The sequence below is a fragment of the Sphingomonas degradans genome, assembly GCF_053502645.1.
Genome location: NZ_CP177172.1, coordinates 4,281,699 through 4,294,965 on the forward strand (window position 1 = coordinate 4,281,699; position 13,267 = coordinate 4,294,965).

At 68.2% G+C, this 13,267-nt stretch carries 18 protein-coding genes; 6 read left to right on the forward strand and 12 right to left on the reverse strand.

The window, feature by feature from the left end; all coding sequences use genetic code 11:
• Positions 1 to 4: 4 nt before the first annotated feature.
• The 12 genes from motA to flgB all read right to left on the reverse strand — a co-directional run bounded on the left by motA (position 5) and on the right by flgB (position 9,691).
• A complete protein-coding gene (gene motA, locus ACG3SL_RS19795; RefSeq protein ID WP_448662856.1) occupies positions 5 to 868 on the reverse strand; it encodes a flagellar motor stator protein MotA in 864 nt (287 codons plus the stop codon).
• Between the two features lie 105 nt (positions 869 to 973).
• Positions 974 to 1,873, reverse strand: a complete 900-nt coding sequence (flgL, locus tag ACG3SL_RS19800; protein ID WP_448662857.1) for a flagellar hook-associated protein FlgL — start codon at positions 1,871 to 1,873, stop codon at positions 974 to 976.
• Positions 1,873 to 3,201 (reverse strand): flagellar hook-associated protein FlgK, encoded by a 1,329-nt coding sequence (gene flgK, locus ACG3SL_RS19805; RefSeq protein WP_448662858.1) that lies wholly within the window; start codon positions 3,199 to 3,201, stop codon positions 1,873 to 1,875. The genes flgL and flgK overlap by 1 nt, the downstream gene beginning before the upstream one ends.
• Positions 3,198 to 3,533, reverse strand: coding sequence for a rod-binding protein (locus tag ACG3SL_RS19810; protein ID WP_448662859.1), 336 nt, complete (start codon positions 3,531 to 3,533; stop codon positions 3,198 to 3,200). The genes flgK and ACG3SL_RS19810 overlap by 4 nt, the downstream gene beginning before the upstream one ends.
• Positions 3,530 to 4,627: a flagellar basal body P-ring protein FlgI gene (locus ACG3SL_RS19815; RefSeq protein ID WP_448662860.1), complete on the reverse strand. Its 1,098-nt coding sequence runs from the start codon at positions 4,625 to 4,627 to the stop codon at positions 3,530 to 3,532. Before ACG3SL_RS19815 ends, ACG3SL_RS19810 begins: the two co-directional genes overlap by 4 nt.
• A 16-nt stretch (positions 4,628 to 4,643) precedes the next feature.
• On the reverse strand, positions 4,644 to 5,339 hold the full coding sequence (locus ACG3SL_RS19820) for a flagellar basal body L-ring protein FlgH (RefSeq protein ID WP_448662861.1): 696 nt from the start codon (positions 5,337 to 5,339) through the stop codon (positions 4,644 to 4,646).
• A gap of 10 nt (positions 5,340 to 5,349) precedes the next feature.
• Positions 5,350 to 6,138, reverse strand: a complete 789-nt coding sequence (gene flgG / locus ACG3SL_RS19825) for a flagellar basal-body rod protein FlgG (protein WP_448662862.1) — start codon at positions 6,136 to 6,138, stop codon at positions 5,350 to 5,352.
• 12 nt (positions 6,139 to 6,150) lie between these two features.
• Positions 6,151 to 6,894, reverse strand: coding sequence for a flagellar basal-body rod protein FlgF (flgF, locus tag ACG3SL_RS19830; RefSeq protein WP_448662863.1), 744 nt, complete (start codon positions 6,892 to 6,894; stop codon positions 6,151 to 6,153).
• 24 nt (positions 6,895 to 6,918) lie between these two features.
• Complete coding sequence (locus tag ACG3SL_RS19835; RefSeq protein WP_448662864.1) at positions 6,919 to 8,214, reverse strand: flagellar hook protein FlgE; 1,296 nt, start codon at positions 8,212 to 8,214, stop codon at positions 6,919 to 6,921.
• 23 nt (positions 8,215 to 8,237) lie between these two features.
• Positions 8,238 to 8,921 (reverse strand): flagellar hook assembly protein FlgD, encoded by a 684-nt coding sequence (locus ACG3SL_RS19840; protein WP_448662865.1) that lies wholly within the window; start codon positions 8,919 to 8,921, stop codon positions 8,238 to 8,240.
• Between the two features lie 2 nt (positions 8,922 to 8,923).
• A complete protein-coding gene (gene flgC / locus ACG3SL_RS19845) occupies positions 8,924 to 9,334 on the reverse strand; it encodes a flagellar basal body rod protein FlgC (protein ID WP_448662866.1) in 411 nt (136 codons plus the stop codon).
• A gap of 3 nt (positions 9,335 to 9,337) precedes the next feature.
• Positions 9,338 to 9,691 carry a flagellar basal body rod protein FlgB gene (gene flgB / locus ACG3SL_RS19850; protein ID WP_448662867.1) on the reverse strand — a complete coding sequence of 118 codons (354 nt, stop codon included), beginning with the start codon at positions 9,689 to 9,691 and terminating at the stop codon, positions 9,338 to 9,340.
• Positions 9,692 to 9,903: 212 nt separating this feature from the next.
• On the opposite strand from flgB, the gene ACG3SL_RS19855 reads away from it, so the two are divergent.
• The 6 genes from ACG3SL_RS19855 to ACG3SL_RS19880 all read left to right on the forward strand — a co-directional run bounded on the left by ACG3SL_RS19855 (position 9,904) and on the right by ACG3SL_RS19880 (position 13,234).
• Positions 9,904 to 10,569: a motility protein A gene (locus ACG3SL_RS19855; protein WP_448662868.1), complete on the forward strand. Its 666-nt coding sequence runs from the start codon at positions 9,904 to 9,906 to the stop codon at positions 10,567 to 10,569.
• Positions 10,566 to 11,117: a flagellar motor protein MotB gene (locus ACG3SL_RS19860; RefSeq protein ID WP_448662869.1), complete on the forward strand. Its 552-nt coding sequence runs from the start codon at positions 10,566 to 10,568 to the stop codon at positions 11,115 to 11,117. Before ACG3SL_RS19855 ends, ACG3SL_RS19860 begins: the two co-directional genes overlap by 4 nt.
• 11 nt (positions 11,118 to 11,128) lie before the next feature.
• Complete coding sequence (locus ACG3SL_RS19865; RefSeq protein WP_448662870.1) at positions 11,129 to 11,659, forward strand: flagella basal body P-ring formation protein FlgA; 531 nt, start codon at positions 11,129 to 11,131, stop codon at positions 11,657 to 11,659.
• Between the two features lie 69 nt (positions 11,660 to 11,728).
• Entirely contained in the window at positions 11,729 to 12,022 is a 294-nt protein-coding gene (gene flgM, locus ACG3SL_RS19870) for a flagellar biosynthesis anti-sigma factor FlgM (protein WP_448662871.1), read from the forward strand.
• The gene (locus ACG3SL_RS19875) at positions 12,009 to 12,320 is read left to right on the forward strand and encodes a flagellar protein FlgN (protein WP_448662872.1); all 312 of its coding nucleotides are present in this window, start codon (positions 12,009 to 12,011) and stop codon (positions 12,318 to 12,320) included. Before flgM ends, ACG3SL_RS19875 begins: the two co-directional genes overlap by 14 nt.
• A gap of 62 nt (positions 12,321 to 12,382) precedes the next feature.
• Positions 12,383 to 13,234 (forward strand): lytic transglycosylase domain-containing protein, encoded by an 852-nt coding sequence (locus ACG3SL_RS19880; protein WP_448662873.1) that lies wholly within the window; start codon positions 12,383 to 12,385, stop codon positions 13,232 to 13,234.
• The last annotated feature ends 33 nt before the right edge of the window (positions 13,235 to 13,267 follow it).

The window sequence follows — 13,267 nt, forward strand, 5'->3', positions numbered from 1 at the left end:
GGCGTCAGCGTCCGCGCAGTCCGTCGAACACTTCGCCGAAGCCCGGCTGGTTCGCATGCGCGATGCCCGAGCGCGCGGCTTCGATCACCAGCGGCTGGGGATGGCCGTGGAGCGAGGCGATGATGATCTGCTTCACCACCTGATAGATCGCGGAGTCCGCGTCGATCACCTGTTGCAGCCGCCCGGCCAGCGGCGCGACGATGCCATAGGCCAGCAGCACGCCCATGAAGGTCCCGACCAGCGCCGAACCGATCATCGCGCCCAGAATCGCGGGCGGTTTGTCGATCGAGCCCATCGTCTTCACCACGCCCAGCACCGCCGCGACGATGCCGAGTGCGGGCAGTGCGTCGCCCAGCGATTGGAGCGTGGTCTGCGGCCCCTGCACTTCGTGGTGATGCGTCTTGATGGCGTTGTCCATCACGTCCTCGACTGCGTGGACGTCGAGCGTGCCCGACGAGACGACGACCAGCCGCAGCGTGTCGGTAATCAGGCTGATGAGCGTGTGATCGGCGAGCAGGCGGGGATATTCGGCGAAGATGGCGCTCGACTTGGGGTCCTCGACATGCGGCTCCAGCGCGATCGGCCCCTCGGTGCGCAGCATCTTCATCAGCTTGGAGACCAGGAAGATCGTGTCGAGATAGTCCTGCTTCTTGTACTTCGGCCCCTTGAATACCTTGGCCACGCCGCCGCCCAGCGCCTTCAGCTCGTGCATCGAATTGCCGATGATGAGCGCGCCCAGCGCGGCGCCGCCGATGATGAGCATTTCGTGCGGAATGGCCTCCATCACCGGGCCCAAGGCGCCGCCGGTGATCGTGAAGCCGCCGAACACCATCGCCAGCAGTACGACTAGGCCGATCAATGGAAACATGGCGTTGCGTCTTCCCCCTGGCCCGAGTGGCCGCCTGTGTCGGTTAACGGCCGGTTCGCCGCAAAATTCAGTGGAAAATGTGGGCGGCGACGGGCGCGGCCCGGATCATTTCAGATAATCGAACAGCGACAGGTTGGAGAGCTTGCTGAAGCTCGCCTGTGTCGCCTGGAGCGCGGTGAGCGTCTTTTGCAGCGCAACGGTGGCGCTGGAAATGTCGGTGTCTTCGAGTGCGGAGCGCGCGGTGTCGCGCGTCTCTGCGGCCTGGGTCAGCGTCTCCGCGTCGAGATCGAGCCGCGCGGCGCGGGCGCCCAGCGAGGTGCGCGACTGGGTGACATTCTGCTGCGCGGCCTTGATCCCGGTGAGCGCGGTCTGTGCCGCCGCGCTGGTGTCTCCGCCCGCAGCGAGCGCGCCGGACAGGGTGGCGATGACCGAGAAGATGTCGCCGCCGTCGCCGGTGGCGAACGCGGTCTCGCCGGTCACCCCCGCCTGGACCGAAACCCCGTCGCCGATGGGAATCGCGGCGGGAGACCCCGTGTCGGTATAGGTGACCGTGCCGTCGGCGCCGACGGCATAGGGCGTGGTGCCGCTGGCGCCCCCGAACAGGGGCTGGCCGCGCACGTCGGTGCTGTTCGCCAGCGAAACCAGCGTCTCGCGGATCGAATCCAGCTCGGTCCTGATCGCCGCGCGGTCGCTGTCCGAATTGGTGCCGTTCGCCGCCTTGGTCGCGAGTTCCTGGACGCGCTGAAGCTGGGTTTCGATGCTGTCGAGCGCGGTGTCGGCCTGTGCCACCAGCCCCTGTGCCAGGCTGATATTGCTGGCATAGGCAGTCGCGTCGGCACCGGCGCGGGTCAGGCTTTGCAACTGAAGATAGGCGCCGGCATCCTGCGATGGCGACAGGTTCTTCTTGGTCGTCGCGATCTGGGTCTGGATCGTGTCGGCCTGCGCCGTCAGCTGTTGCATCAGCGACATGGGCCGGTCGAACGTCTGCGAAGTGGCGATGCGCATCAGCGGATATCCAGTATCGATTGCAGCGTGTCGCGCGCGATCTGGATCACGCGGCTCGACGCCTGATAAGCTTGTTGGAAGCGCATCAGGTCGACCGCTTCCTCGTCGATGTTGACGCCGGTGACCGAATCGCGCGCGCTGACCGCGCCGTCGCGGATCACGCTCTGGGCCTCGGCCACGCTCTTGCGCGCGGCGAGGGCGGAGGCGTTGGCGGCGGTCAGGTCCGACACGCCGGTCTCGACCTTGCCGGTCGTGCGCAGCGTGTCGAGCGCCTTTAGATTGCTGTTGTCGCGCGTGCCGCCGCCGGGTGCGGCTGCGGCGATGCCGCGCGGGTCGGTCAGCGTGACGCTGAGCTGCGCGGCGGGGTCGCCGATCGCGAAGATCGGGGCGCCGGTCTGCCCATCCAGATCCTGTCCGCCGGCCTGGACGGTGTTGACGCCCTCGGCAAAGTCGCGCGCGAGGTCGGACAGCGCGTCCTGCGCGGCCTGGATGCGCTGCGCACCCTCGGCGACGCCCGCGATCGCGCCGCCGGTAGCGGACAGCGCGTGCGCCTCGCCGTCCTTGGTAAGCGTGAAGGCCGTGGCGCCGCCGTTGCGCGCATAGGTAATGGTCGCCGCGCCCGTGCTATCCACCAGCACGCCGCCGCCGCCCTGCACCGTGGCGCGCCCGCTGGTGTCGAGCGTGACCGACACGTCGGTGAGCGCGCTCATCTGTTCGAGCAACTGGTCGCGCTGGTCGAGCAGCGCCGCCGCGCCGCTGGTCCCCGGCGCCGCCCGGCCCAGCCCGCTATTGACCTTGGCCAGCGCGGCGGTGAGCGTGTTGAGCTGCGACACGGCGGCCTGCGCCGTCGAATCCAGGTCGGCCATCGCCCCGTCCAGCGCCTTGCCGGTGGTGGCAAAGGCGGATGCGGCGCCCGAGGCTGCCTCCAGCATCGCGGCGCGCGAGCTGAGCGACGTGGCATCCGCCGACAACGTCGTCGCGGAGGTGAAGAAGCGCGTGATCGAATCGCCCAGCTTCGCGCCGGTCAGCGCGGTTTCGATCCGGCCCAGCCAGGTCGCGCTCGTCTCGGTCTTGGCCAGGTCGGCGCTGGCGGTGCGGACATTGGCGCTGCGATAGGCGTCGTCGCTGCGCACCACGCCGGTCGCGACCGCGCCCATGCCGTTGACGGTGGCGTTGAGGCTGCCGGTGGTGGCGGTGAGTTCGCGCACGCCGGTGGTGCGCCGCGCATAGCCGGCGGTACCGGCGTTGGCGATATTCTCGGACGTGGTGCTCAGCGCCGTCTGATAGGCGCGCACGCCCGACGCGCCGATCGAGAGCATGTCGCTCATGGCGTACCGTCCCCGCTGGCCGGCGCCGCGCCATCGACGGGGGCGGAGCGGGCGAGGAATTCGGTCATCGCCTTGCCGATCCCCATCGGCGCGTGTGCGGCCATGCTCTGGGCGAGCTGCTGGTCCTGCATGTCGCGGAACTGGTCCTCGGCCTTGCTGTCGAACAGCCCGTCGCCCAGCTTGGCTGCGCGCATCGATTTCAGCATCATGCCGGTGAAGATCGCTTCGAACCGCTGGCCCGCCGCCTCCAGATTCGCCTTCGACGCCAGGCGTGACGTGTCGGACGACACGCTGCCGGTGAGGGCGGGGGTGAGGGCGGGCAGATCGGTCACAGGACGATCAACTCGGCCTTGAGGGCGCCGGCTTCCTTGAGCGCTTCGAGAATCGCGACCAGATCGGCAGGCGATGCGCCGATGGCGTTCACCGCCTTGACCACGTCGGACAGCTTGGGGCCGGGTTCGATCAGGAACATCGGGCGCTTCTCCTCTTCCACGCCGACCCCGCTATGCTGTTCCATCACGGTCTGGCCCTTGCTGAACGGGGCGGGCTGGCTGGCCTGTTGCTGTTCATCAATACGAACAGTCAGTTTACCATGTGTTACCGCCGCCGGCGTGACGCGCACGGCGGAGTTGATCACGACCGTGCCGGTGCGGGCGTTGACGATGACGCGGGCAGGCGCCTCCGCCGCCTCGACAGTCAGGTTCTCGATCTCGCTCATCAGCTCGGCGCGGACGTCGGCGCCGGCGGGCGCCGACACGGCGATCGACACGCCGTCGATCGCGCGGGCGCGGGCGCCGCCGAAGCGGGCGTTGATTGCGTCCTGCACGCGCTGCGCCGTGGTGAAATCTGCGCGGGCGAGGTTGAAGGTGAGGAAGGGGGACCGGTCGAAACCGGTGTCGACCGTGCGCTCGACCGTCGCCCCTTCGGGGATGCGACCGCTGGAGGGGGTGTTGACGACGATCTGCGACCCGTCCTTGCCCTCGGCCCCCAGCCCGCCGACCGCGAGGTTGCCCTGCGCCATCGCATAGATCTGGCCATCGGCGCCGAGCAGTGGGGTGAGGATCAGCGTGCCGCCGCGCAGCGACTTGGACTTGCCCATCGACGATACGGTGATGTCGAGCCGCTGGCCCGGCTTGGCAAAGGCGGGGAGTTCGGCGGTGATCATCACCACGGCGGCGTTCTTGAGCCCCGGTGCCACTCCGGCAGGCAGTTGCAGGCCGAAGCGCGAGGCGACGCTCTTCATCGACTGGACGGTATATTCCAGATTGTCGTCACCCGTGCCGGGAAGCCCGACGACGATGCCATAGCCGGTGAGCTGGTTGGCGCGGATGCCCTGGAATCCGCCCAGATCCTTGACGCGCTGTGCCTGGGCAGGCGCGGCGGCGGCGAAGAGGAGCGCGAGGAGCGCAAGGCAGGACCGGATCATGTGCAGGTGCTCCGCGTCAGAAGGGACTGATCATCTGGAAGAACCGGCTCAGCCAGCCCTGGCGGCTGGCGCGGGCGACATCGCCCTTGCCGGTATAGGCGATGCGGGCGTCCGCCACGCGCGTCGACGGCACGCGATTGTTCGCGTCGATGTCGGCGGGGCGGACAATGCCCTTGATCTGGACGAATTCGTCGCCGCGATTGAGCGTTACGCGCTTCTGCCCCTGCACCAGCATCGTGCCATTGGGATAGACGGCGGCGACGGTCACGCTGATCTCGCCCGACAGCGCGTTCGCCTGGTCGGCGGTGCCGCTGCCGGTGAAGTTGCGCGTGCCGCTGGCGCTGGCGTCGGTGGACTTGAACAGCGACAGCGCGCCCGTGCTGGGCGGCGTCAGCGAAACGCCGCCGCCGCTGTCCAGCTTGGTCGCGGCGGATTTGGACGCGCTCGTCCGCTCGACCAGCACGATCGTCAGCGGATCGCCGACGCGGCGCGCACGCTGGCCTTCGTACAGCGCGGCATAGCCATCGGCGACCTGGAAGATGCTGCCATTGGCGGGCGGCGCCGGCGCGACGGCAGGCGGGAGCGTGACCGAGAAGTCCTCGCGCACCTTCTTCTTGCCGATGCCCAGGATCTGAGCGCGCGCCGGGGTGGCGGTGAACGCCATGGCGGCGACGACCAGCGATCCGGCGGCGATGCCTGCGAGGAACTTCATCGCGGCGCCCTCAGATGTTCTGGTTGACATATTTCAGCATCTCGTCGGTCGCCGAGATCATCTTGGAATTGACCTCATAGGCGCGCTGGGTCTCGATCATGTCGACCAGCTCCTCGACGACATTGACGTTCGATCCCTCGAGCATCCCCTGCCGGATGCGGCCGCGCCCGTCCTCGCCGGGTACGCCCAGGCTGGCGGCGCCGCTGGCGGAGGTTTCGATCAGGTAATTGTCGCCCGTCGCCTGAAGCCCGGCGGGGTTCGAGAAATTGGCGACCTGGATCTGGCCGATCTGGCTCGCCTCGGTCTGGCCCTGCAACTGGGCCGAGACGGTGCCGTCGGTGCCGATCGTGATCGACGTCGCGCCTTCGGGCACAGTGATGCCGGGCATCACCTGATACCCCTCCGACGTAATCAGCATCCCTTCGGGCGAGCGCGAGAAATTGCCCGCGCGGGTGTAGCCCAGCGTGCCGCCCGGCATCTGGACCTGGAAATAGCCATTGCCGTCCAGCGCCAGGTCGAGCGAATTGCCCGTGGTGGCGAGCGATCCCTGCGTCTCGATCCGCGCCGTGCCCTGGATGCGCACGCCGGTGCCCATGTTCAGCCCGGTGGCGTATTTGGTCTCCGCCGTGCTGGCCGCGCCCGGTGCGGTCACGACCTGGTACGCCAGCGTCTGGAACGAGGCGCGATCGCGCTTGAACGCCGTGGTGTTCACGTTGGCGAGGTTGTTCGAGATCACTCGCATCCGCGTATCCTGGGCGTCGAGCCCGGTCCGCGCGATGTGCATTGCCGATGAACCCATCGTCTGTTCTCCTTAACCCGGCATCCGCATCAGCGATGCGGCGCTTTCGTCCATGTTCTTGGCTTCCTTGAGCAGGTTCGCCTGTACTTCGTAGCTGCGCTGGTTCTCGATCATGTCGACCAGCGCCTGGGTGAGATTGACGTTCGATTGCTCGAGCGCGCCCGACTGGAGCTTGGCATCCATGTCGGCGGGCAGCGTGCCGCCGGCCTTCACATGGAGCAGGTTGTCGAGGCCCTTCACTGTCTTGCTGCCTTCGGTGCTGACCATCTTGATCCGGTCGATCACCTGCGGCTGCGTCGCGTCGCCGCCCTGGGGCACGATCGACAGCGTGCCGTCGGCGGCGATGGTGATCGATTGATAGGGCGGCACGGTGATGGGGCCCCCCGACCCCATCACCGGGAAACCGTCGCCGGTTTCCAATACGCCCGACGGCGCGACCTGCAGGTCGCCGCGCCGCGTATAGGCTTCGGTCCCGTCCGCCGACTGGACCGCGATCCACGAATCGGACGTCACTGCGATGTCGAGCGGGCGCGCGGTCTGGAAGATCGCGCCGGCGCGGCGATCGAAGTCGTTGACTTCCTCCGCCGCCATCTGCCGCGAATCCATCCCCGATCCCTGCAGCACCATCCGGTCGAACGTGACGCGGTCGGCCCGGTAGCCCACGGTCGATGCGTTCGCGATGTTGTTCGCGATCGTCGACTGGGCCGCCATCTGGCTCTTGAGGCCGGACATTGCAGTGTAGACGAGCCGGTCCATGCGCGTTCCCTCTCAGCCCGGCGCTTAGCTGCGCATGTTGAAGATGGTCTGCGAAAGCTGGCTGGCGGTATCCAGCGCCTTCGCGTTCGCCTGGAAATTGCGCTGCGCGGCGATCAGCGCGACGAGTTCCTCGGTGATGTCGACATTGGAGCGTTCGACCGCGCCCGACATCAGGTCGCCAAAGCCGTTGCTGCCCGCTTCACCCAGCCGGGGTTCGCCCGAAATGCCGGTGGCGGCCCAGGTGCTGCTGCCCAGTTGGCGCAGGCCGGCCGCGTTCGAGAAATTGGCGAGCACCACCTTGCCCAGCGCCCGGCTGTCGCCGTTCGAGAAGCTGGCCTTGACGATCCCGTCCTCGCCCACCGTCACGCCTTCGAGCTGGCCGACGGCGGACCCGTCCTGCGTGGGGGTGCCGGCGTTGAACGCCGTGCCAGACTGGTTGGTCGCGGTGCCGAAATCGAGCGTCAGCGATTGTTCGGCAGCGGCGCCCGGGGGCGTGAAGCCCGCAAAGGTCGTCGGGCTGGTCGGGCTGGTCAGCTTGCCGGTGGCATCGAAGCTGAGCGTGATCGGATCGGTCGATCCCGCGCTGGTGCCCAGCTGCTGGTCGCCGACGAACGAATAGACCGACCAGCTGCTGGTGCCGCCCTCTGCGGTCGGCTTGGTCTCGCGGACGAAATAGTTGTTCATCGTCAGCGCGTTGCCATTGGCGTCGTAGATGGTCGTCTGAGTCGACTGGTTGTACGTGCTCGGATCGAAGCGATCGAAGGCATAGCTGCCATCGGTCTTTGCCTCCGAAGGAACCGCCGCCGTCGAGCTGAGGCTGACGCCCATCGACACGGTCTTGGTCGCGCTGGGGGTGCCGCTGGTCTGGGGCAGCTGGAGGCTGGTGGTGGACCCCAGCGTGGAGGAGACCACCGATCCCGATCCGTCGACCGGATAGACCTGGAGCTTGTTGCCCTGGCCATCGACGACATAGCGGTTCGCATCGACCGAGAAGCTGCCGTTGCGGGTATAGGCGACGCCGTCGCCGCCGGTGCCTGCGCTCTTCACCACGAAAAAGCCGTCGCCCGAGATCGCAAGGTCGAGCGCCGAGGAGGACTGGGTGAAGCCACCCTGGCTGAACTGCTGGCGAACCGATTTCACGACGGTGCCCGAACCGACCATCTGGGTCGGGTTGGAGTTCGACGTCGATGCGATGATATCGGCGAACTGCGTCGTGCTTTTCTTGAAGCCGTTGGTCGATACGTTGGCGAGGTTGTTCGAGATCGCCGACATTTCGGTCTGGGCCCCTTGGAGCCCGCTGAGCGACGTGAAGAAGGACATGGTGCGTTACTCCTTGTTGGGGGTCAGCCGACTTGCCAGACGGCGGAAAGCGGAACCTGGCCGATGCCGGGCAGAGTGAGCGTCGGCTGGCCATCGCTGCCGAGCGAGACGGTCGAGACGGGTGCCCAGACGAGCGGCGTGGCCTTCACGGCGCCGCTGGCATCGCGCGCGGATACCTTGATCGTGAACGGGCCGTCGCCGGCGGCCGCGCCACTGTCGGTCGTGCCGTCCCAGTCCCAGGCGACGGCGCCCTTGTCCTGTGCGCCCAGGTCGATCGTGCGCAGCGTCTCGCCGGTCGAGGACTGGATGGTGACCGAGACGCTGGTCGCATCCTTGTCGAGGCTCACTGCCCCGGCCAGCCCGCCGCTGGTGCGCGGATAGGCCGTGTCGCCGGCGGTCAGCACGGTCTTGCCGACATAGCCGATCGCCTCGCCCAGCGACGTGCCGGCCAGCTTGTCCGAAATCGCCTTGAGCGTGGTGTTCATCTCGGAAATGCCCGAGGAACTGGAAATCTGTGCCATCTGGGCGACCATCTGGCTGTTGTCGACCGGATCGAACGGGTCCTGGTTCTTGAGCTGCGCGGTCATCAGCGTCAGGAAATCGGCCTGGTCCATGCTGGTCGTGCCGGTCTTGCTGTTCGCCGTGCCGGCGGTGCTGCCGGTGCGGGCGATACCCAGGCTGGCGAGCGTGCTGTCGAAATCTGTCATTGTCAGCGACCCAGTTTGAGGGTGTCGACGATCAGCGACTTTGCCGTCTGCATGACCTCGACATTGTTCTGGTAGGTGCGCGCGCTCTCCATCATGTCGACGAGCTCGCGGGTTTCATCGACGGCGCTTTCCCAGACATTGCCGTCCTTGTCGGCCATCGGGTTGCCGGGATCGTAGCGCTTCTCGGGCTCGGCCCCCGCCGTGACGACCTGTTCGACATCGACGGTGGACATGCCGCTGGCGGCGTCGATCGCGGTGCGGAACACCGGCTTGATCGTGCGATAGGCGGCGCCCGCGCTGGAGGCGACGGTGCCCGCATTGGCGAGGTTCGACGCGGTCGTGTTCATCCGCACGAGCTGCGCGCTCATTGCGCGCCCGGCGACCTGGAAGATCGAAAGCGGCTGGTCCCCCATCGCTTATTCCCCCCGCAGCGCGCGCGTGACCTGGCTGATCCGCCCGTTCAGGAAGGACAGCGTAGTCTGATAGGCGACGGCGTTTTCGGCAAAGGCTGTCTGTTCGGTGCTCAGCTCGACGGTGTTGCCGTCGCCCGAGGACTGGACCGGCACGCGGTAGAGCGTGGAGGCGTCGATCGCGCCGTCGATCGACCCGCCCGGCGCCTCTGCCGATGCGAGCGCGGCGCGGAAATCAATGTCCTTGGCCTTGTAGCCCGGAGTCGATGCGTTGGCGATGTTCGACGCCAGCACGCCCATGCGCTGCGAACGCACGGCAAGCGCCGCGCCATGCACGCCGAAAAGGCTGTTGTCGGTCATCTGCACGGTCCTTTCGCACAATGTTCGCCGGGCTATCTGCAATGGGCGTGCCAATTTCCCACAGGGCCGGGGATGCCGCTCGAAAGGCGGCGCGCGGGCCGGGGGCGGCAGTTTCTTGCCGGGCGGGCGGCAAGCCGATGCCCGGTGGCCCCGGAAGAGCGACGGCGCGGCGAAGGCGGGCGATTTGGCCCGCGCCTTGCAATCATGGGCGCATGGAACCGCACGCCCTTTCCGCGCTCGCCCCGTTTCTGGACCCTGTCGCGCTCGCCATCGTTGGGGGCGGCACGGTGCTGGCGACGATGTTGCGCACGCCTTTGGGCGACCTGAAGCGCGGGATTGGTGCCCTGCGGGTATTGGTGCGGAGACCTTTTCCGGTCGAGCCGTTGCTGGAGCAGGTCACGGCGCTCGCGCGCATTGCCCGGCGGCATGGCGTGATCGCGCTGGATCGCGCGGTGATTGCCGACGCCGATGTCGCGGCGGCCGTGGCAGCCATTGTCGATGGCGCTGCGCCCGATGCGGTCGCCGAATTGCTCCGGCACCGCCGCCTTGCCCGATTCGAGCGACACCGCGCCGCCGCAGAGATGTGGAGCTGTGCCGCCGAGACCGCGCCCGCCATGGGCATGGTCGGCACGCTGGTGGGGCTGGTGCAGATGTTCACGGCGATGCGCGATCCCGCGGCGATCGGCGGGGCGATGGCCGTGGCGCTGCTGGCGACACTCTATGGCGCGCTGCTCGCGAGCCTGGTCGCGCTGCCGATCGCTGCGCGGCTGAAACGCCGGGCACGGCATGAAGCGCAGGAGCGCGCGCGGCTGGAGGCGCCGTTGCTGGCGCTGGCGGCAGTCGAACAGCCCGCGGTGCGGCGCGAGCGGGCGGCATGAGCGGCGAGGTGCTTCTGGAGCCGGACGATCCGCCCGCGCGCCCGGTGTGGCTGATAACGCTGGCTGACCTGTCGCTGCTGCTGGTCGGCTTCTTCGTGTTTCTCCAGGCAAATCCGATCGAGCCGCGCGCGCTGGCGGCGGGAATCCGCGCCGGCTTCGGCGTGGCGGAGGCGCCGGCGATGCCGGTCGACCTCGCCATGGTCACCGGCTTTGCGCCCGGATCGATGCAGCCCGCCGATGCAAGCGCCGCGATCGCATGGGCGCGGGCGGCGGCGCGCGATCCGCGCACGCAGTTGCGCATCATCGGCGAAGTCGATGGCAGCGCCGCCGATGTCGATCCGATCACCGGCAGCGGCCCGATCCTGGCCGCCGACCGCGCGCGCGCCATCGCCGCGATGCTGGTCCGCTCCGGCGCCGTGGCGCCCGAGCGGATCGCCTTGTCCACCGCGCGCGGCCAGCGCCGCGCGGTCCTCACCCTTGGCTATGACGGCGGGCGGCAAGCGGTTGCCGGCCGGCAACCCGCCGCTGCCGCCCCCGACCGCCCATGAAGGAGAAGGCCATGTTTCTGGTCCTTGCGCTTGTCGCCGCCCCGGTTCCGCTCGCGGCGGAGCCGTTCCAGTCCACGACGGCGCTCGACGCCATCGTCACACAGTTCACCGGTCAGCCGATCGGCAGCGAGGGCGGGGCAATGACGCCGGTCGATGGGCGGCTGAAGCTTGCTGCCTGTCCCGCGCCGCAGCTAAGCTGGCGCACCGATGCGCATGATGCCGTGGTCGTGCGCTGCATGGCGCCGGCCTGGCGGATATTCGTGCCGGTAAAGGCCGCGCCACGCCCTGCGCCGGTCGCGACACCGAACGCCGTGGCGGTGCGCCCTGCGCCCGTGGTCAAGGCCGAGCCCGTGATCCGGCGCGGCGACCTGATTACCATTGCGGTCGGCGCCACCGGCTTTTCGATTTCGCGCGACGGGGTGGCGATGAACGATGCGGCGGCGGGCGCGCGCGTCGCGGTGAAGATCGACGACAAGAAGCCGCCGATCCAGGCCATCGCGCTGGAGCCGGGCCGCGCCAAGCTGCCCGGATGGAGTGATTGATTATTTGCTAAAGGCTTTGCGCCGGCGGTCGTTCCTAGCTGTGCAGACAGTGGTTCTGAGGACACGGCAATGGTGGATCCGATCGGCAACAAGGCAAATGCGGTATCGACCCTGCGCGTTGCGGCGGTTGGCGGCTCGGCCCCCGTGGAGGCTGCAAAGAGCGTGGCGCCCGAGGGCGCGGCAGTGGAATCGACTGCCGCCCGGCTTTCCGGCGACATGGCCTCGGCACCGCCGGTGGACAGCGAGCGCGTCGCCCGCATCCGCAAGGCGATCCAGGACGGTCGGTTTCCGATCCTGCCCTCGACGGTCGCCGACCGCCTGCTCGCGTTGAAAATGGAATGGAATCCCAATGACAAGGCGTGACGCGCTGATCGCTGTGATCGAGGCACTCCATGCCGAGATCGCCGCGCTGAAGGCGAACGACGTGTCCGCGCTGGAAGCGGCGACGCAGGCCAAGCTGGGCGCGATCGACACCGTGGCGCTGTACGACGCGGAGGCGCCCGACGCCGAGGTCCGCGAACTGGCAGGCGAAGCGCACCGGCTGAACGAGACCTGCCGGATCTACGTCAACCTGATGACGGCAAATGTTCGCCGCCGCCTGCAAGTCCTTTCCGGCAATGCCGCCCCCTCCTATCGCCCCGGGGGCTACGCGCTGGCCTGATAGGGTTCTGGCACGCTCCTTGCTGAATGGCCCTGTACCAAGGGCAATCGGGCAAGGGGTCGATGAGCGTAGTTTCGGTCAGTGCCAGGGCAAGCGCGCAGACGGCGATTGCCGCGGCCAGCCGCAAGACCGGCATTGATTTCAATTATCTGCTCGGACAGGCGCAGGTCGAGAGCGGCCTGCGCGCCGATGCCCGCGCCGGCACCTCCAGCGCCACCGGGCTGTACCAGTTCATCGACCAGAGCTGGCTGGGGGTGGTCAGGGATCACGGTGCCGAGCACGGCCTTGGCTGGGCGGCGGACAGCATCCAGCGCACGGCCAGCGGCAAATATGTCGTCAGCGACCCCGCCGCCCGTCGCGCCATCCTCGAGCTGCGGAGCGATCCCGAAACCGCCGCGATCATGGCCGCCGAACATGCCGCCGACAACAAGGTCGCGCTCGAATCGCGGCTGGGCCGCCCGACCACCGGCACCGACCTCTACATGGCGCATTTCCTGGGACGGGGCGGTGCCGAGAAATTCCTGAGCGCGATGGACCGCGATCCCGGCCAGTCGGGCGCCGCGATGTTCCCCGCCGCCGCGCATGCCAATCGCTCCGTATTCTACGCCGCAAACGGTCAGCCGCGCTCGCTGGGCGAAATCTATTCGCGCCTGTCGGGCAAGCTCGACGATGGCGCTGCGAGCGCGGGCGGCACGGGCCTTGCCTCCGATATGCTCGAGGGATTTGGCGGCGACGATACCGAAGTCGTGCTGGGCAACGGCGCGGTGGGGGGCGACCGCCACTGGATCGAGACGACACTGGCCCAGCTCAACACCTCGCGCGGTGCCGGGGGAGCGACGCCGGTCAACCCGCTCCGCCCCACGCCGGAGACGGCGCGGCTTGCCTATCTGATGCTTGCGAACCTGGGAGCCTGATCGAACGTGAACGGCCTGACGCTTCCCGCCGGC